The sequence below is a fragment of the Micromonospora sp. WMMC273 genome (assembly GCF_027460285.1).
Taxonomy (GTDB): domain Bacteria; phylum Actinomycetota; class Actinomycetes; order Mycobacteriales; family Micromonosporaceae; genus Micromonospora; species Micromonospora aurantiaca.
In genome coordinates this window covers 1,980,001-1,998,381 of the sequence record NZ_JAPZBE010000001.1, presented here as the reverse complement: position 1 = coordinate 1,998,381, position 18,381 = coordinate 1,980,001, and the positions used below count along the sequence as shown (strand labels likewise).

The window sequence follows — 18,381 nt, the reverse complement described above, 5'->3', positions numbered from 1 at the left end:
GATCGTCGGGGAGCTAGAAGAGCTGGCCGAGCTGGAACACGAAATTGTCCCACCATTCGGAGACCACGCCCAGATACGCCTTCCCGACGGTGGAGACCGCCACCGCGGAGGCCATCGCGGCCACCGCCGACAGGACCAGCAGCAGCAGCGACGACCCGGAGATGCTCTGCCGGTAGAGCCGGCTGACGCCCTTGGCGTCGACCAGCTTGCCACCGACCTTCAGCCGGGTCAGGAACGTCGACGCCATGCCGCCGCGCCCCTTGTCGAGGAACTCCACCAGGGTGGCGTGCGTGCCGACAGCCACCAGCAGCGAGGCGCCCTTCTCGTCGGCCAGCAGCATGGCCAGGTCCTCGCTGGTGGCCGCCGCCGGGAAGGTGATCGCCGGTACGCCGAGCCCGTTGACCCGGGCCAGGCCCGGCGCGCGCCCGTCCGGGTAGGCGTGCACGATCACCTCGGCGCCGCAGCGCAGCACGTCGTCGGTGACCGAGTCCATGTCCCCGATGATCATGTCCGGCGTGTAGCCGGCCTCGACCAGCGCGTCGGCGCCGCCGTCCACGCCGATCAGCACCGGCTTGAACTCCCGGATGTACGGGCGCAGCACGTCCAGGTCGGCCTTGTAGTCGTAGCCGCGGACCACGATCAGGCAGTGCCGGCCCTGGATCCGGGTCTGGATCTCCGGTACACCGACGCCGTCGAGCAGCAGGTCGCGTTCCTGGCGCAGGTAGTCCATCGTGTTGGCGGCGAACGCCTCCAACTGCACCGACAGGCCCTCGCGGGCGTCGGCCATCGCCTTGGCGACCGTTTCGGCGTCCTGCAGCGAGCCGTGCGCGACCGGCTCGTCGCCGACGAAGACGGTGTTGCCCTCGATGCGGACCCGGTCGCCCTCGCGGACCTGCTCGAAGACGCTCTCGCCGAGGTCGTCCAGCAGCGGGATGCCGGCCGAGATCAGCACCTCCGGGCCGAGGTTGGGATAGCGGCCGGAGACCGACGGCTTGGCGTTCAGGACCGCCGCCACACCCACCGCGACGAGCGAGTCGGCCGCCACCCGGTCCAGGTCGACGTGGTCGATGACCGCGATGTCGCCGGGTCGCAGCCGCCCGACCAGCCGTTTCGTCCGCCGGTCGAGGCGCGCGGTGCCGACGATGGAGCCCGGCTCCGGGTTCCGGCTCCGGCGCAGTGTGGGTAGACGCATCGTGACCATCCTGGCATGTGAGGCAGGTTTTGCTGTCGCGACATGCCTGAGCAGGGCCGCCTACCCAGGGAAGCACACCGGAACCCGCGCCGGTGTGCTTGCGCTCACAATCGGGGTATCACGGACGCCTTTCCTTGGCCGCCACGGCCAGGAGCTCCTCGGCATGGGCGATACCCAGATCCGAGTCCGGCAAACCGGCGAGCATCCGGGCCAGTTCCCGGGCGCGCTCGGTGTCCTCCACCACGCGAACCCCGCTCGTGGTCACCGCTCCCCCGGTGTCCTTGGCCACCACCAGGTGCCGGTCGGCGAACGCGGCGACCTGCGGCAGGTGCGTGACCACGAGCACCTGGTGACTGCGGGCCAGCCGGGCCAGCCGGCGGCCGATCTCCACCGCGGCCTGACCGCCGACACCGGCGTCGACCTCGTCGAACACCAGCGTGGGCGGGCCGCCGGAACCGGCGAAGACCACCTCGATGGCGAGCATCACCCGGGACAGTTCACCGCCGGACGCGCCCTTCTGCAACGGCAGTGCCGGCGCGCCCGGGTGCGCCAGCAGCCGCAACTCCACCTCGTCGGCACCGTCCGCGCCGACGCCGGTCTCGACGCCGTTCACCGGCAGGCTCGGCTCGGACCGGCCCGCCGGGCGCGGCAGCACCGCCACCTCGATGCGGGCGTGCGGCATCGCCAGCCCGGCCAGCTCGGCAGTCACCTCCTCGGCGAAGCGGACCGCCGCCTCCCGCCGGGACGCCGACACCCGGCCAGCCAGGTCGGCCACCTCACCGGCGAGCCGGGTCGCCTCGCGGTCCAGCTCGTCCAGCAGCTCGTCGGAGGTGTCCAGATCGGACAGCCGGGTGCGGGCCCGCTCGGCCCACGCCACCACCCCGTCGACGTCGTCGGCGTACTTGCGGGTGAGCGCGCGCAGCGCGGCCCGCCGCTCGTACACGGTCTGCAGACGGGCCGGGTCGGCGTCCAGCGCGGCCAGGTAGGCCGACAGCTCGGCGGCCACGTCGGTGACGAGCGTGGCCGCCTCCTCCAGCCGGGCCGCCAGCTCACCCAGCGCCGGGTCGGTGCCGGCCTGCGCCTCCAGCGTGCGCCGCGCGGTGCCGAGCAACACCGTCGCGTCCGGCGTCTCGTCGGTCGCCTCGACGCCGCCGGCCACGCACTGCTGCGCCACCTGCGCGGCGGTACGCAACCCCTCGGCGTGCTCCAGCCGCTGCGCCTCGGCCTTCAGCTCGTCGTCCTCGCCCGGCTGCGGGTCGACCCGGGTGATCTCGTCCAGGCCCAGACGCAGCAGGTCGGCCTCCTGGTTGCGCTCGCGGGCGTTGCGCCGCCGGTCGGCCAGGTCGTCGACGACGGTGCGCCACCGGGCGTACGTCTCGCGCAGCGCGTCGAGCAGCTTCTCGTGCTCCGGCCCGGCGAACCGGTCGAGCGAGGCGCGCTGCTCGGCCGGGCGCAGCAGCCGCAGCTGGTCGGACTGGCCGTGCACTGCGAGCACCTGCTCGCCGACCTCGCCGAGCGTGGACACCGGCATCGCGCGCCCGCCCAGGTGGGCCCGGGAGCGGCCCTCGATGGTCACGGTGCGGCTGAGCAGCAGCGAGCCGTCCTCGTCGGGCTCGCCGCCGGCGTCGAGGATCCGGGCGTGCACCGCCTCGGCCACCCGTCCGCTCAGGCGAAGCCGGCCCTCCACCGCCGCGCGGCCCGGCTGGGCGCGCACCCGGCCGGCGTCGGCACGGCCGCCGAAGAGCAGGCCGAGGCCGGTCACCACCATGGTCTTGCCGGCGCCGGTCTCGCCGGTGATGACGTTCATCCCCGCGGCCAGCGGCAGCGTGGTGTCCTCGATGACGCCCAGTCCGGTGATGCGCAGCTCTTCCAGCACAGCACCCGACAGTAGCCCCGCCGTGTGACAGTTGACCAGCCGGCAGGGCGGGCCGCGGGCACCCGTACAGTTCAGCCCCGTGCTGGAGGAGATCGGCCTGACCCCGGACGAGGAGGAGCTCTACCGCAGCCTGGTACGGGCGAACACGGCCCGGGCCGGTGAGCTCGCGCAGCGGCTGGGACGACCCCGCGCGGAGGTCGTCGCCCGGCTGGACGCCTTGCGGGACAAGGGTCTCGTGCTGCCGACCGGCCCGGAACCGGACGCGCCGCTGCGGCCGCTCGCGCCGGACGTGCCGCTCGGCGAGGCGCTGCTGCGCCGCCAGTCGGCGCTGGAGGAGGCCCGTGCCGCCGTCAGCCGGCTCGCCGAGGACTACCGGGCCGGGATGCGCCGCCACGACGCCGCGCACCTGGTCGAGGTGGTCACCGGCGCGCGGGCACTACGGGAACGGCTGCGCGAGCTGCAGAACGGCGCGCGCGAGGAGGTGCTCTGGTTCTGCCGGGCGAACCCGCTGGCGATGCCCGGCCCGGAGAACGTCGAGGAGTTCGACGCGCTGGCCCGTGGGGTGCGGTACCGGGCCATCTACGAACGGGCGATGCTGCTGGAGCCGGGCGCGCTCGCCGACGTGGAGCGGGGCGTACACGCCGGGGAGCAGGCCCGGGTGCTGGACCGGCTGCCGGTGCGACTGGCCGTGGTGGACGGTCGTACCGCGGTCTGCCCGCTGGTGCCCGACCGTGACGGCGGGGAGCCGACAGCCGCGGTGATCGGCCGCAGCCAGCTGCTGGACGCGCTGCTGGCGCTGTTCGAGAGCCACTGGCTGATGGCGACGCCGCTCGGCACGCCCGCCGACCGGGCGGCCACCGGCTACCAGCCCGACGGCGACGAGGCGCGGCTGCTGTCCCTGTTCGTCGCCGGGGTGCCGGACAAGTCGATCGCGTCACAGCTCGGGGTGAGCCGGCGTACCGTGCAGCGGCGGCTGGCCGACCTGATGGCCGCCGCCGGTGTGGACACCCGGCCCGGGCTGGCGTTCCAGGCCGCACGGCGCGGGTGGATCTGACCGGGGCCGGGGCGGGACGGCCCCAGGACCGCCCCGCCCCGGCGTCTCACCGCAGCCCGTACGCGTCGATCACGGTCTGCGTCACGGTGCTGCCGGACCGGTCCCGCGCCGAGACGCGCAGCGACACCGTGCCGCGCCCGGCCGGCACCTCGGCGGTGAAGCGGGTGCCGGAGCCGCGTACCGGCGCCGTGCGCCAGGTGCGCCCGCCGTCGAACGACACCTCGGCGCGTACCGCCGTGCCGGCCGGCGCGGGCAGCCCGGCCGGGTGGCGCAGCGTCAGCCCGACCGTGTGCTTCCGCCTGCCGGGCACCTCGCCGCGCAGGTCGGCCGGCACGCGGTAGTCGACCTGGAGCAGCGGCAGCGGCCGGGCCGCGTCACCGGACGGGCGGGCCGAGGTGAACTCCCACGCCGTCTCGGTACGGGTCGCCCACCGCCATTCCGCCGACGACCGCGCCGTGGTCACGTCGAGGCGGTAGCGGGCCGGACCGGCGGTGGCCGGCACCGGCGCCCAGCCGGCGGACAGGTCGGCGATCGGCCGGCCGTCCCGGCTGACCCGGCGGGTCACCGTGTCCTGCTCCTCCGACCGGTTGTCCACGCCGGCGTGACCGTCGGCGTCGACGAACTCGGCCACTCGCAGGTCGAGCGTGTCAGCGGTCCGGCTCGGCGCGGCCGCACCGGCCGGCACGGCGGGGCGCACCAGCGGCGCGTGCCACGACTCGGTGGTCCGGTCGGTGGCCGCGTAGCGCCGGGGCCGGTCGGACAGGCCGCCGGTCAGCGTCCCCATGCTGGAGAACATCAGCCGGTGCAGCACCCGGTGCTGCCACCACGAGTCACCGGAGCTGACGTACTCCCGCCGGGTCGTCCCGGTACGCACCATCCGCTGGTCGTCGTTCCAGGAGAACTCCTGCCAGGGCCGCCACCCGAACCGCTGCTCGGTGGCCCAGTCCAGGCCGCCGGTGTCGCCGTAGCGCCCGGTCACCTCGGCCGTGTTGGCGGCGGTGACCCGGTGGAGGATCCGCTCCGGCACCCGGCCCTTCGACACCTGGAACACGTCGTAGAGGTAAGGGCTGTCCACGGTGAGCGTCAGGTCGATGCGGGCCCGGCCGGTACGCGCCGCCGCGAGCAGCCGCTGCCCGTCGTCGTACGCCACCGCCAGCGCCGGTGCCGGGAGCCGCTCCCCGGTCGGGCGCCACACCGTCCACGCGCTCTGGTCCGCCGGCCGCACGATCAGCACCGCCTTCGCACCGGCCGCCGCCGCGGCGGCCACCTGCTCCTCCTCGGACCGGTCGACGGACGCGGTGAGCAGCGCCGCCGCACCCCGCACCCCGGCCAGCTCACCTGCTGCGCCGGTGCCGGAGGCGACCAGACGCAGCCGCTGCCGCCCGGCCGGGGCCGGCGACTGGCCCATCAGGTTGACGTCCGGCGCGCCGGACACGCCACTGACGTCGATGTCGACCATCGGCGCGACCAGCTGCCAGCGCGAGGAGAACTCGAACTCGCCGTGGCGTACCTGCCGGGTCGGGGTGACGTTGAGCTGCTGCACGGTGCTGAACGTCATCACGCCGTGGTCGACCTGCCGGCCGTTGCCGAATACCCGGTGCTGGTAGAAGCTCAGCACGGCCCGCTGCTCGGACGGTTTCGGCGTCTCGATCCGTACCGGCGTGCCGCGCCGCGGGTCGAGCACCACAGTGAGGTCCCGGTCCACTGTCAGTTCCGGGTCGGTGACCAGGGTGAGCTGCTCGTCCAGCGGCGCGCCGTGCTCGATCAGCGCGTGCAGCAGGTACGGGCCCTCCTCCACCTGGACCTGCCACTCGTCGCCGCCGCCGAGCCAGCCCATCGCGTCCGACTCCGGGTGCTCACCGAACAGCGTCACCACCGGCGACGATCCGGGCCGCCCGGCCGGGTCCAGCGCGCGCAGCGTCACGGTGTGCTGCGGGCCGCTGAGCGTGAGCCCGACCGCGGTACGCACCGTCACACCGTCCGCGCCGGTGGCCACCAGCCAGCCGCCGTGCGGACCCCGGTCCAGCCGGGCCGGGTCGGCGCGCAGCGGCACGTCCACGCCGCCGCCGGCCGGCACGGTCACCGTGGCGGCGTCGAGCGTCAGGCCGTCGGTCTCGGCCGCGCCGCTGTCCAGGTTGCGCAGCTCCAGCGCCAGCCGCAGCGTCTGCGCGGCGGCGGTGCCGTTGACGTAGCGCACCGTCCGGGTCGCGGCCGGCCCGCCCGTGGTCAGCCGGCCGAAGTCGGCGGTGGCAGTGCCGTACACCCGCTGGCGCAGCGCGCGGGCCACGTCGACCCGCCCGGCGCCCTGCTCGAACACCGTCGCGCCGGCGCTCGGCCGGGTGGTGCTGACCAGCGCGTCCTTGAGCTGCGCAGCGGTCCATCCGGGATGCTCCTGCGCCAGGACGGCCGCCGCGCCCGCGACGTGCGGCGTGGCCATCGAGGTGCCCGAGGCGCGGGTGTAGGCGTCGTCCACAGGCGTACCCATCGAGGTGCCGGCGGCGCGGGCCGCGACGATGCCGACGCCCGGCGCGGTGATCTCCGGCTTCAGGCCGTTGTCGCCCAGGCGCGGGCCGCGGCTGGAGAAGTCGGCGAGCACGTCGTCGCGGTCGACCGCGCCGACGGTGAGCGCGGCGGTGGCCGCGCCGGGCGAGCCGACGCTGCGCGGCTCACCGTCGTTGCCGGCGGCGATCACGAACAGCGCGCCGGTTTCGGCGGTCAGGTCGTTCACGGCCTGGCTCATCGGGTCGGTGCCGTCGGTGGGCGCGCCGCCGAGGCTCATGCTGACCACCTTCGCGCCGGAGCGCGCGGCCCACTCCATCCCGGCGATGATGCCGGAGTCGTAGCCGGAGCCGGAGTCGTCGAGCACCTTGCCGACCAGCAGCCGCGCGCCCGGCGCGACGCCCTTGCGCAGCCCCGCGGAGCCCGCGCCGCTGCCGGCGACGGTGGCCGCCACGTGGGTGCCGTGGCCGTGGCCGTCCCGGGCGCTGCCGCCGCCGGTGAAGTCACGCGCCTCGGCGATCCGGCCGGCCAGGTCGGGATGCTCGGCGTCGACGCCGGTGTCGAGCACCGCGACCCGCACCCCGGCGCCGTCGCGTCCGGCCGCCCACGCGGTGGGCGCGCCGATCTGCGGGACGCTGTGCTCCAGCGCCACCCGGGCCCGCCCGTCGAGCCAGACGCGTTCCACGCCGGCGCCGAGCCGGACCGGTCCGGCGCCCGTGGCGCGGGCCTGCGGCGTCTCCCGCAGGGACGTCCACAGCGCGCCCAGGTCGTCCTTGTCGACGCGCAGCGCGGCGCCGTTGATGCTGGACAGCGGACGGGACTCGGCGGCGACGGCGAGGGGGCGCACCCGCCCGGCGGCCGGTTCCCGGTAGCGCACGATCAGCGGCAGCGCCGTGCGGCCCGCGTCGCCGTAGCCCTGCTCGGCCAGTTCCTGCACGTCGAACAGGTCCGGGTCGAGCACGCCCGCCGACACGTACGGCACGACGTCGGCGGGGAGCACCCGCAGCCCGCCGTCGGCCTGCGTGGTCTGGAAGACGATCCGGTCGCGGCCCGGCCCGGGGTGGACGGTGGCGGCGATCCGGCCCGGCGCGGCCTGGACCAGCTCGACCTGGTCGCCGGTGATCAGCGTGACGCGGGCGGGCGGCGCGCCCGGGGCGGATGTGCCCGGGGGCGGGCCGGCGGGCCGGGCGGGCGGTACGGCGGACGCCGGTACGGCGAGCCCGACCACCAACGCCCCGGCCGCGCCGGCGGCGAGCCAGCGGGGGAACCGGTGCATGTGACGCTCCTCTACTCCGAGGCCGACCTCGTGAGGCCCGGCGATCGGAGTCTGCGACGGCGTCCGCCGCCGGGTCACCGGGTACGGGCCGCCGCACCGGCGACATGTCGCCAGGTGGACACGCGCACGACGGAGTGGAGGCCGGGACGCCGGAGACCGCGTCGCCCAGCTCGCGTGCCGCCGCTTCCTCCGGCGGCGGCCCTGCGACCTGTCGGCCCGGCCGGGGTCGACACCCGACCGGACACGGCGTGCCGGTCCGCCCGCCGCGGCCGGCTACGACGCTCCGGCGTCCCGACCGTCGCGGCCCCGACCACCCCCTGGCCGAGCCCCGCGACGCCGGGCCGCATCCGGGAAGCGGCGGGCCTCACCGCCGCGCCCGGACTCACCTCTTCGCGGCCCGTACGCCCACCGTAACGCGCGCGGGGGCCGGGACCGGTGGGCCGAACGGAGATTTCCGCTGAGCCGCTGGTCAGCGACGGTTGCCCCGCCAGCCCTGGACGGGAAGGTCGAACTTGGCCACCAGCCGGTCGGTGAACGGTCGGGCCCGCAGTCGCACGATGCGCACCGGCAGCGTGCCCCGGCGCACCGTCACCCGGGCACCGGGCGGCAGGTCGTAGACGCGCCGCCCGTCGCAGCACAGCACGGCCAGTGTGGTGAACGGGTCGACGGTGATGACGAACGTCGACGTCGGCGCGGTCACCAGCGGGCGGCTGAACAACGCGTGGGCGCTGATCGGCACCAGCAGCAGCGCCTCCACCTCGGGCCAGACCACCGGCCCGCCGCCGGAGAACGCGTACGCCGTCGAGCCGGTCGGGGTCGCGCAGATCACGCCGTCGCAGCCGTACCGGGACAGCGGCCGGCCGTCCACGTCGACGAGCAGCTCCAGCATCTGGGCGCGTTCGCCCTTCTCCACGCTGATCTCGTTGAGCGCCCACGACTCGATGGTCGGGCCGCCCTCGAACTCGGCGGTGACGTCGAGGGTGAGCCGTTCGTCCACCGTGTAGTTGCGGTCGACCACGTCCCGCACGGCGGTGTCCAGGTCGTCGATCTCCGCCTCGGCGAGGAAGCCGACCTTGCCCAGGTTGATGCCGAGCAACGGCACCTTGGCCGGGCGGGCCAGCTCGGCGGCGCGCAGGAACGTGCCGTCCCCGCCGAGCGCGAACACGATCTCGGCGCCCTCGGCGGCCTCCGGGCCGGTCACCGGCACCACACCCGGCAGGTCCAGGTCGTCGGCCTCCTCGGCCACCACCCGCACCTCGAACCCGGCGGCGATCAGGTCGGCGGCCACCGCCCGGGCGTGCTCGGTGCTGCGTCGACGGCCGGTGTGCGTGACCAGCAGCGCGGTACGGCTCACCCGGACACCTCCTCGGTCGTGGCCGCCGTCGCGGCGGCGCCCTGCGGACCGGCGGCCACCACCGCGCGGACCCGCTCCGGGTCCGCGGCGGGCGCGTCCCCGCGCAACCATACGAAGAACTCGACGTTGCCGCTCGGCCCGGGCAGCGGGCTGGCCGCCACGTCGGCCAGGCCGAGGCCGAGCCCGGCGGCCGCCGCGGCCACGTCCAGCACCGCCTCGGCGCGCAGCGCCGGATCGCGGACCACACCGCCGGCGCCGACGCGCTCCTTGCCGACCTCGAACTGCGGCTTGACCATCAGCGCCAGGTCACCGCCGGGGCCGGTGCACGCCGCAAGCGCCGGCAGCACCAGCCGCAGCGAGATAAACGACAGGTCGGCCACCGTCAGGTCGACCGGGCCGCCGATCGCCTCCGGCGTGAGGGTACGCACGTTGGTGCGCTCGAACACCCGCACCCGCTCGTCGGTACGCAGCGACCAGGCGAGCTGCCCGTAGCCGACGTCCACGGCGACCACCTCGGCGGCGCCGGCGCGCAGCAGCACGTCGGTGAAACCGCCAGTCGACGCGCCCGCGTCCAGGCAGCGCCGGCCGGTGACGGTCAGCCCGCCGGGGGCGAACGCGGCGAGCGCGCCGGCCAGCTTGTGGCCGCCCCGGGAGACGTACTCGTCGGCCGGATCCTCGCCGGTGACCAGCAGCGGATCGGCCGGGTCGACCATCGCCGCGGGCTTGCGCGCCCGCACTCCGCGCAGCTGGACGCGACCGGCCTCCACCAGCGCGGCGGCCTGTTCCCGGGAGCGGGCCAGCCCGCGCCGGACCAGTTCGGCGTCCAGCCGGGTACGACGAGCCATCAGGTGTGTCTCCGCCTCTGCTCAGGCCTGGTCGATGGTGGCGAGGGTCTCGCGCAGCGTCTCGTACGCCGCCTCGTACTGGGCGATCTGGTCGGCCGGGGCGAGCGCCTCGGCGTTGGCCATGCCGAGCACCGCTGCGTCGACCGCCGGGTGGCTCGCCTCGCCGACCTCCTCGACCGGCGCCGGGCGTACCCCCGGGGGTGGTCCGGGCCGCGGACCCGGCGGCGGACCGGGCCGGGGCGCGGTCACGAGCCGGCCGCCCGGCGCCCGGTGGCCTTCTTCGCCGGTGCGGCTTCCGGGGTACGGGAGACCGTGGCCGGCGGCTTCTTCGCGATCGCCTTCTTGGCCACCGTCTTCTTCGCCACCGCCTTCGTCGGTGTCGTCGCGGGGGCCTTTGCGGGCGTCGTCGCCGGGGCCTTGGCCGGGCTCTCGGCGGCGGGCGACGCGGTCTTCGGCTGCCCGGCCCCGGACGGCGCCGGCTCGGACGGCTCGGTCTTCGGTGCGGTCGCGCCGGGCGGTGCGGCGGCTGTCCCGGCCGGTGCGGCGGCGGGCGGAGTGTCGGCCGGGCCGAGGTGGCCGCGCGCCTCGCGCAGCTGCCGCTCCAGGTCGTGCACCCGGCGGGTCAGCTCGGCGACCTCGTCGGCGGTGGCCAGGCCGACCGCGCCCAGTGCCCGGTCCACCTCGAAGCGGACCAGCTTGGTCAGCGACTCCCGGTTCGCCAGGCCGGTGGCAACCAGTTCCTCGGCGAGCGTCTGGATCTGGGCGGCGGTCGCACCGCCCTGGCCGACGACGCGCATGACCGCGTCCTGTGCCTTCTTCCGGGGCGCCTCCGTCAGGCCCATGGCCAGCTCGAGGTAGGCGCGCCACGCGTCCTGCATGCCTGAGTCCTTCCGCGGGGCGAGGTGTGCAGGTGCCACGCTACCGGGCACCCCGGACGCCCCATTGCGGTACGGTGCCGGGAAACGGCGTGGTTCGTGGTGAGGAGACGATGTGGCCAGCGTGGACGAGTGCCGGCAGGCGTTGCAGGACCTGGCCGCGCGGCTGGACCGCAACGCCGAGGCGCAGGGACGCATCGACCTCGACCGCACGCTGGCCTGCCGGATCACCGACCTCGGGACCGCGTTCCACGGGCGGCTGGAGGGCGGCCGGCTGGTCGACCTGGCCGACGGCGACGACCCGAAGGCGAAGATCGCGCTGAGCACCGGCAGCGACGACCTCGTCGCGCTGGTGCACGGCCGGCTCGACGTCATGGCAGCGGTGGCCTCCCGCCGGGTGTCGATCAAGGCGAACCCGTTCGACCTGATGAAGCTCCGCAAGCTGCTCTGAGCGGCCCGGCGCCTCAGTCGTCGAGACCGAACGCGGCGAGGGCCTCCTCCGCCGCCGGGGACTGCGCCCGCACGCGCGGCCCGGCCCCCGTCGACCAGGCCACCGCGCAGAGCGCCGCGAGGGCCTCCAGTGGCGGTCCCGCGCCGTCGAGCAGGAGGTCCGCGCCGGCCTTCGTCACCGACCAGCCGCCGTCTGCGGCCCGGGCCGGCACCGCCACCACGGCGGCCGGGTCGAACAGGCCCGCCAGGTCGAACGAGACGTACGCGGGGCGGCGCTCCTCTGGTGCGGCCAGCAGCTCGGCGGCGTCGCTGACCCCGGTGAGCACCAGCAGGCTGTCCAGCCCGGCCCGGCGGGCGCCTTCGATGTCGGTGTCCAGCCGGTCGCCCACGACGAGCGTGCGCCCGGTTCCGGCCCGCCGCGCGGCGGTGGTGAACAGCGCCGGCTCCGGCTTGCCCACCACCACGTCGGGGTCACGGCCGAGCGCGGTCCGCAGCACCGCGACGAGCGAGCCGTTACCCGGCAGCGGGCCGCGCGGGCTGGGCAGCGTGCGGTCGGTGTTGGTGGCGTACCAGGGCGCGCCCGCCCGTACCGCCAGGGACGCCTCGGCCAGGTCGGACCAGCCGACCTGCGGGCCGTAGCCCTGCGCCACCGCGGCGGGCTCCTCGTCGGCGGTGGCGACCGGCCGCAGGCCCACCGCGCGCAGCTCGGCGCGCAGTGCCTCCGCGCCGACCACGAGCACCGGCGCGCCCTCGGGCAGCCGGTCGCGGAGCAGTTCGGCGGTGGCCGCCGCGGAGGTGAGCACCTCCGCCGGCTCAGCCGCGACGCCCATGCCGGTGAGCAGGTCGGCCACCTCGCTGGAGCGGCGGGAGGCGTTGTTCGTCGCGTACGCGACCGCGCGCCCCTCGGCGTGCAGCCGGCCGACCGCCTCGACCGCGCCGGGGATGGGCCGGTCGATCAGGTAGATGACGCCGTCCAGGTCGAAGACGACGAGCGAGTACGCGTCGACGAGCCGCCCCGCCCCGGCGCGGTCGGGTTCTCCCCGATCCGCGCCGGAGGCGGTGTCACCGGCGTAGCCGGTCATCGGCGGTCCGCCGCCTCGCCCTCGCCGGCCGCCCGCGACTGGGTGACCTCGTCGGCCGGGGTGCCGACGGCCGGCTCCTCGGTCGTGTCGGCGGCGGCCGGGGTGTCGGCGGCGAGCGAGCCGGCCTCGGTGTCGGTCAGCTCGTCGTCGGCCAGGTCGCCGGCGTCCCGGTCCCGGTAGCCGGCCCGAGCCGCGTCACCGCCGTCGTCGCTCAGCCGAGCGTCGTCGTCCCGGTCGTCGTCATCGTCATCGTCGTCGTCGTCATCGTCGTCATCGTCATCGTCGTCGTCGTCATCGTCGTCATCGTCGTCGTCGGCCGACGCCTCGGACGTGTCCGCGTCGTCCTCCGGCTCGTCGTCGCCCTCGATGACCACGCCGTCCAGCTCCAGCAGCCGCTCCGCGGCGTCCGTCTCCCCCTCGGAGTCGACGTCGGCGGCCCGGGAGAACCACTCCCGTGCCTCCTCGCGCCGGTCGACCGCCAGCAGGGCGTCCGCGTACGCGTAGCGCAGCCGCGCCGCCCACGGCTCGGTCGAGTCGCCGGTCAGCTCGCGGACCTGAAGCATCGCCACCGCGGCGTCCTTCTGCCCGAGGTCACCGCGCGCCCCGGCGGCCACGATCAGCAGCTCGATCGCGACGGCCTGGTCGAGCTTGTCCCGGTCCGCGCCGCGGAACAGGTCGATGGCCCGCTCCGGCCGGCCCAGCGCCCGCTCGCAGTCGGCCAGCACGGCCAGGTGGCTCTGCAGGCCGGTCATCCGGTGGTACGTCCGCAGCTCGGCGATGGCGGTCTGCCACTCACCCGCGTGGTACGCGGCCAGCCCGACGGCCTCCCGCACGGCGGCGATCCGCGACGCGAGCCGGCGGGCCGACATGGCGTGCGCCAGCGCCTGCGCCGGGTCCTCGTCGATCAGCAGACCGGTAGCGACCAGGTGCCGGGCGACCGTCTCCGCGACCGGCTTGGCGAGGGAGAGCAACTCCGCCCGGACGGCCGAGTCGAGGTCACTCGCGACCACGTCGTCGGGCAGCTCCGGCGCCTCACCGGTACGCCCCTCGCCGCGCTCGTCCTGGCGCTCCCGCTGCGGACCGTAGGAGCCACGGCGGTCGTCGCCGCCCGGCCGGTCGCCGTAGCCACGGCGCTCACCGTCCCGCTCGCCCCGGAAGCCACCCGGCCCTCGGTCGTCACGTCGGTCGTCGCGCCGGAAACCACGGTCGCGGTCGCCACCGCGGAATCCGCCGTCGCGGCGCTCGCCGCCGGCGTAGCTCTCCCGGCGGTCGCCGCCCTGGTAGCCGCCCTCGCGACGATCGCCACCACGGAAGCCACCCTCACGGGCGCCGCCTTCACGACGATCCCCACCACGGAAACCACCCTCACGGTCGCCGCCACGGAAACCGCCCTCACGACGCTCACCGCCCCGGAAGCCACCCTCGCGACGATCGCCACCACGGAAGCCACCCTCGCGGGCGCCGCCTTCACGACGATCCCCACCGCGGAAACCGCCCTCACGGTCGCCGCCACGGAAACCGCCCTCACGACGCTCACCGCCCCGGAAGCCTCCCTCACGGGTGCCGCCCTCACGACGATCCCCACCACGGAAGCCGCCCTCGCGACGGTCACCGCCCCGGAAGCCACCGTCGCGGTCGCCACCGCGGAAACCGCCCTCGCGACGATCGCCACCACGGAAGCCACCCTCGCGGGCGCCGCCCTCACGACGATCCCCACCGCGGAAACCGCCCTCACGGTCGCCACCACGGAAACCACCCTCACGACGGTCGCCACCGCGGAAACCGCCCTCGCGACGGTCACCGCCCCGGAAACCACCGTCACGGGCGCCGCCTTCACGACGGTCACCGCCCCGGAAACCGCCCTCACGGTCGCCGCCCCGGAAGCCGCCCTCGCGACGCTCACCACCGCGGAAACCGCCCTCACGGTCGCCGCCACGGAAACCACCCTCACGACGGTCACCGCCGCGGAAACCACCCTCGCGGGCGCCGCCTTCACGACGATCCCCACCACGGAAACCGCCCTCACGGCGGTCGCCGCCCTGGTAGCCACCCTCACGACGCTCACCACCACGGAAACCACCGTCACGGTCGCCGCCACGGAACCCGCCTTCACGACGGTCGCCGCCCGGACGGCTTCCACCCCGGAAGCCACCCTCGCGGTCACCGCCACGGAAACCACCCTCGCGACGATCGCCACCGCCGAAGCCGCCCTCACGACGCTCACCACCGCGGAAACCGCCCTCACGACGCTCACCACCACGGAAGCCGCCGTCACGGTCACCTCCGCGGAAGCCGCCCTCACGACGATCGCCACCGCGGAAGCCGCCCTCACGACGCTCACCACCGCGGAAACCACCCTCGCGACGGTCACCGCCACGGGTACCACTGTCACGGTCGCCACCACGGAAGCCGCCCGGGCGGTCGTCGCGGCCGCCCCGGTACGAGGGACGGTCATCGCGACGGCCGTCGCGGCCGGCGTCACCACGCCCCTGGCCACGGTCGGCGCGATCCTCGTAACGACGGGGGCGGTCCCCGCCCTGGGGTCCTGAGCTCACAGGTACATCCTTCCTGATGGCGTTTCCGCCGAGAACGCTAACGCAGTCGAGGGCCGCCCCTGCTGGGGCGGCCCTCGACTGGAAGATTGTCCGGCGGTGTCCTACTCTCCCACACCCTCCCGAGTGCAGTACCATCGGCGCTGGAGGGCTTAGCTTCCGGGTTCGGAATGTGACCGGGCGTTTCCCCTCCGCCATGACCGCCGTAACTCTATGAACATGTCAACCAACCCAACCCTGGTGGGTGATCGTTTGTTCAGAGTTGCACAGTGGACGCGTAGCAGCTTGGTAGTCAAGTCCTCGGCCTATTAGTACCGGTCAACTGAACCCGTTACCGGGCTTACATTTCCGGCCTATCAACCCAGTCGTCTAGCTGGGGGCCTTACCCCACAATGTGGGTGGGATACCTCATCTTGAAGCGAGCTTCCCGCTTAGATGCTTTCAGCGGTTATCCCTTCCGAACGTAGCTAACCAGCCGTGCCCCTGGCGGGACAACTGGCACACCAGAGGTTCGTCCGTCCCGGTCCTCTCGTACTAGGGACAGCCCTTCTCAAGTATCCTACGCGCACGGCGGATAGGGACCGAACTGTCTCACGACGTTCTAAACCCAGCTCGCGTACCGCTTTAATGGGCGAACAGCCCAACCCTTGGGACCTGCTACAGCCCCAGGATGCGACGAGCCGACATCGAGGTGCCAAACCATCCCGTCGATATGGACTCTTGGGGAAGATCAGCCTGTTATCCCCGGGGTACCTTTTATCCGTTGAGCGACACCGCTTCCACATGCCAGTGCCGGATCACTAGTCCCGACTTTCGTCCCTGCTCGACCTGTCAGTCTCACAGTCAAGCTCCCTTGTGCACTTGCACTCAACACCTGATTGCCAACCAGGCTGAGGGAACCTTTGGGCGCCTCCGTTACCCTTTAGGAGGCAACCGCCCCAGTTAAACTACCCACCAGACACTGTCCCTGAACCGGATAACGGTCCGAAGTTAGATACCCAAATCAACCAGAGTGGTATTTCAAGATTGCCTCCACCCATACTGGCGTATGGACTTCACCGGCTCCCACCTATCCTACACAAGCTAATTCAGATACCAATGTCAAGCTATAGTAAAGGTCCCGGGGTCTTTCCGTCCTGCCGCGCGTAACGAGCATCTTTACTCGTAATGCAATTTCGCCGGGCCTGTGGTTGAGACAGTGGGGAAGTCGTTACGCCATTCGTGCAGGTCGGAACTTACCCGACAAGGAATTTCGCTACCTTAGGATGGTTATAGTTACCACCGCCGTTTACTGGCGCTTAAGTTCTCCGCTTCGCCCCGAAGAGCTAACAGGTCCCCTTAACGTTCCAGCACCGGGCAGGCGTCAGTCCATATACATCGAATTACTTCTTCGCATGGACCTGTGTTTTTAGTAAACAGTCGCTTCCCCCTGCTCTCTGCGGCCATACAACGCTCCACCCGCGCGGGGCTTCACGTCTCCGGCCCCCCTTCTCCCTAAGTTACGGGGGCAATTTGCCGAGTTCCTTAACCACAGTTCGCCCGATCGCCTCGGTATTCTCTACCTGACCACCTGTGTCGGTTTGGGGTACGGGCCGCTAAGAACTCGCTAGAGGCTTTTCTCGGCAGCATAGGATCACTGACTTCACCTGAATCGGCTCGGCATCACGTCTCAGCCCTAGTGGTGTGCGGATTTGCCTACACACCGGCCTACACGCTTACCCCGGCACAACCACCGGCCGGGCTCAGCTACCTTCCTGCGTCACCCCATCGCTTGACTACTACCCGCCAGGTTCCCACGCTCCCCACCATTGGTCCGAAGACCGCCGGCAGTTCGGGTGGTTAGCACAACGAGGTTCATCAGGGTCGCTCTTTCGCGGGTACGGGAATATCAACCCGTTGTCCATCGACTACGCCTCTCGGCCTCGCCTTAGGTCCCGACTCACCCAGGGCGGATTAGCCTGGCCCTGGAACCCTTGGTCATCCGGCGGAAGGGTTTCTCACCCTTCTTTCGCTACTCATGCCTGCATTCTCACTCGTGCCGCGTCCACAACTGGGTCACCCCGCTGCTTCACCCCCGGCACGACGCTCCCCTACCCATCCACACACCTGCATACCCCATCAAGGAGGCACGAAGTTAAAATGTGAATGCCACAGCTTCGGCGGTGTGCTTGAGCCCCGCTACATTGTCGGCGCGGAACCACTTGACCAGTGAGCTATTACGCACTCTTTAAAGGGTGGCTGCTTCTAAGCCAACCTCCTGGTTGTCTATGCGACCCCACATCCTTTTCCACTTAGCACACGCTTAGGGGCCTTAGCTGGTGATCTGGGCTGTTTCCCTCTCGACTACGAAGCTTATCCCCCGCAGTCTCACTGCCGCGCTCTCACTTACCGGCATTCGGAGTTTGGCTGATTTCGGTAAGCTTGTGGGCCCCCTAGACCATCCAGTGCTCTACCTCCGGCAAGAAACACGCGACGCTGCACCTAAATGCATTTCGGGGAGAACCAGCTATCACGGAGTTTGATTGGCCTTTCACCCCTAACCACAGGTCATCCCCCAACTTTTCAACGTTGGTGGGTTCGGCCCTCCACGCGGTCTTACCCGCGCTTCAGCCTGCCCATGGCTAGATCACTCCGCTTCGGGTCTAGAGCATGCGACTAAAAACGCCCTATTCAGACTCGCTTTCGCTACGGCTCCCCCACACGGGTTAACCTCGCCACATGCCACTAACTCGCAGGCTCATTCTTCAAAAGGCACGCCGTCACCCCGCAAGGCTCCGACGGATTGTAGGCGAACGGTTTCAGGTACTATTTCACTCCCCTCCCGGGGTACTTTTCACCATTCCCTCACGGTACTCGTCCGCTATCGGTCACCAGGAAGTATTTAGGCTTACCAGGTGGTCCTGGCAGATTCACGGCAGATTTCAGGAGTCCGCCGCTACTCGGGAACACCCACAGAAGACCAGCAACTTTCACCTACCGGACTATCACCGTCTACGGTCAGCCATTCCAGACTGTTCGACTAGCCACTAGCTTTGTAACTTCTCCAACAGATGTCAGTCTGTTGAGCAGGGTCCCACAACCCCGACCACGCAACCCCTGACAGGTATCACACGCCGCCGGTTTAGCCTCAATCCGCTTTCGCTCGCCACTACTCACGGAATCACTATTTGTTTTCTCTTCCTACGGGTACTGAGATGTTTCACTTCCCCGCGTTCCCCCCACACACCCTATGTGTTCAGGTGCGGGTGACATCACATGACTGATGCCGGGTTTCCCCATTCGGACACCCTGGGATCACAGCTTGGTTGACAGCTCCCCCAGGCCTA

12 protein-coding genes and 2 rRNA genes (1 of these 14 only partly in view) are annotated in these 18,381 nt (G+C 72.3%); 3 read left to right on the top strand and 11 right to left on the bottom strand.

All coding sequences use genetic code 11. The features are described from left to right. Nucleotides 1-13 precede the first annotated feature (13 nt). The gene (gene steA, locus O7611_RS09505) at nt 14-1,192 is read right to left on the bottom strand and encodes a putative cytokinetic ring protein SteA (protein WP_194799853.1); all 1,179 of its coding nucleotides are present in this window, start codon (nt 1,190-1,192) and stop codon (nt 14-16) included. 118 nt (nt 1,193-1,310) lie between these two features. After that, complete coding sequence (gene recN, locus O7611_RS09500) at nt 1,311-3,068, bottom strand: DNA repair protein RecN (RefSeq protein WP_194799852.1); 1,758 nt, start codon at nt 3,066-3,068, stop codon at nt 1,311-1,313. A gap of 79 nt (nt 3,069-3,147) precedes the next feature. On the opposite strand from recN, the gene O7611_RS09495 reads away from it, so the two are divergent. Then, nucleotides 3,148-4,122 (top strand): helix-turn-helix domain-containing protein, encoded by a 975-nt coding sequence (locus O7611_RS09495; RefSeq protein ID WP_194799851.1) that lies wholly within the window; start codon nt 3,148-3,150, stop codon nt 4,120-4,122. A 46-nt stretch (nt 4,123-4,168) separates the two neighbouring features. On the opposite strand, the gene O7611_RS09490 is transcribed toward O7611_RS09495, so the two are convergent. From O7611_RS09490 to O7611_RS09470, 5 genes are all read right to left on the bottom strand, one after another. Then, a complete protein-coding gene (locus O7611_RS09490) occupies nt 4,169-7,897 on the bottom strand; it encodes a S8 family serine peptidase (protein WP_194799850.1) in 3,729 nt (1,242 codons plus the stop codon). Nucleotides 7,898-8,366: 469 nt separating this feature from the next. Then, nucleotides 8,367-9,251 carry an NAD kinase gene (locus tag O7611_RS09485; protein ID WP_013285580.1) on the bottom strand — a complete coding sequence of 295 codons (885 nt, stop codon included), beginning with the start codon at nt 9,249-9,251 and terminating at the stop codon, nt 8,367-8,369. Then, a complete protein-coding gene (locus O7611_RS09480; RefSeq protein WP_194799849.1) occupies nt 9,248-10,096 on the bottom strand; it encodes a TlyA family RNA methyltransferase in 849 nt (282 codons plus the stop codon). Before O7611_RS09480 ends, O7611_RS09485 begins: the two co-directional genes overlap by 4 nt. Nucleotides 10,097-10,117: 21 nt before the next feature. Continuing rightward, on the bottom strand, nt 10,118-10,345 hold the full coding sequence (locus tag O7611_RS09475) for a hypothetical protein (RefSeq protein ID WP_194799848.1): 228 nt from the start codon (nt 10,343-10,345) through the stop codon (nt 10,118-10,120). Next, nucleotides 10,342-10,974, bottom strand: a complete 633-nt coding sequence (locus tag O7611_RS09470) for a phasin family protein (protein ID WP_194799847.1) — start codon at nt 10,972-10,974, stop codon at nt 10,342-10,344. The genes O7611_RS09475 and O7611_RS09470 overlap by 4 nt, the downstream gene beginning before the upstream one ends. A 112-nt stretch (nt 10,975-11,086) precedes the next feature. Here O7611_RS09470 and O7611_RS09465 point away from each other — a divergent pair, with 112 nt between their 5' ends. Continuing rightward, on the top strand, nt 11,087-11,422 hold the full coding sequence (locus O7611_RS09465) for an SCP2 sterol-binding domain-containing protein (protein ID WP_194799846.1): 336 nt from the start codon (nt 11,087-11,089) through the stop codon (nt 11,420-11,422). A 13-nt stretch (nt 11,423-11,435) separates the two neighbouring features. On the opposite strand, the gene O7611_RS09460 is transcribed toward O7611_RS09465, so the two are convergent. Together O7611_RS09460 and O7611_RS09455 are read right to left on the bottom strand one after the other, a co-directional pair. Beyond that, complete coding sequence (locus O7611_RS09460) at nt 11,436-12,503, bottom strand: HAD-IIA family hydrolase (protein WP_194799845.1); 1,068 nt, start codon at nt 12,501-12,503, stop codon at nt 11,436-11,438. Beyond that, a complete protein-coding gene (locus tag O7611_RS09455; RefSeq protein WP_269696583.1) occupies nt 12,500-13,474 on the bottom strand; it encodes a tetratricopeptide repeat protein in 975 nt (324 codons plus the stop codon). The genes O7611_RS09460 and O7611_RS09455 overlap by 4 nt, the downstream gene beginning before the upstream one ends. Here O7611_RS09455 and O7611_RS09450 point away from each other — a divergent pair. After that, the gene (locus O7611_RS09450; RefSeq protein WP_269696582.1) at nt 13,430-15,052 is read left to right on the top strand and encodes a hypothetical protein; all 1,623 of its coding nucleotides are present in this window, start codon (nt 13,430-13,432) and stop codon (nt 15,050-15,052) included. The two genes, O7611_RS09455 and O7611_RS09450, sit on opposite strands and share 45 nt — an antisense overlap. A gap of 94 nt (nt 15,053-15,146) precedes the next feature. On the opposite strand, the gene rrf is transcribed toward O7611_RS09450, so the two are convergent. Both rrf and O7611_RS09440 read right to left on the bottom strand, forming a co-directional pair. After that, a 5S ribosomal RNA gene (gene rrf / locus O7611_RS09445) occupies nt 15,147-15,263 on the bottom strand. A gap of 80 nt (nt 15,264-15,343) precedes the next feature. Beyond that, nucleotides 15,344-18,381: ribosomal RNA gene (locus O7611_RS09440) — 23S ribosomal RNA — on the bottom strand; it runs 71 nt beyond the window's last position.

Coding starts and splice junctions, on each gene's coding strand:
- steA (WP_194799853.1), bottom strand. CDS start 1,192: ATGCGTCTACCCACACTGCGCCGGAGCCGGAACCCGGAGCCGGGCTCC.
- O7611_RS09490 (WP_194799850.1), bottom strand. CDS start 7,897: ATGCACCGGTTCCCCCGCTGGCTCGCCGCCGGCGCGGCCGGGGCGTTG.
- O7611_RS09480 (WP_194799849.1), bottom strand. CDS start 10,096: ATGGCTCGTCGTACCCGGCTGGACGCCGAACTGGTCCGGCGCGGGCTG.
- O7611_RS09470 (WP_194799847.1), bottom strand. CDS start 10,974: ATGCAGGACGCGTGGCGCGCCTACCTCGAGCTGGCCATGGGCCTGACG.
- O7611_RS09460 (WP_194799845.1), bottom strand. CDS start 12,503: ATGACCGGCTACGCCGGTGACACCGCCTCCGGCGCGGATCGGGGAGAA.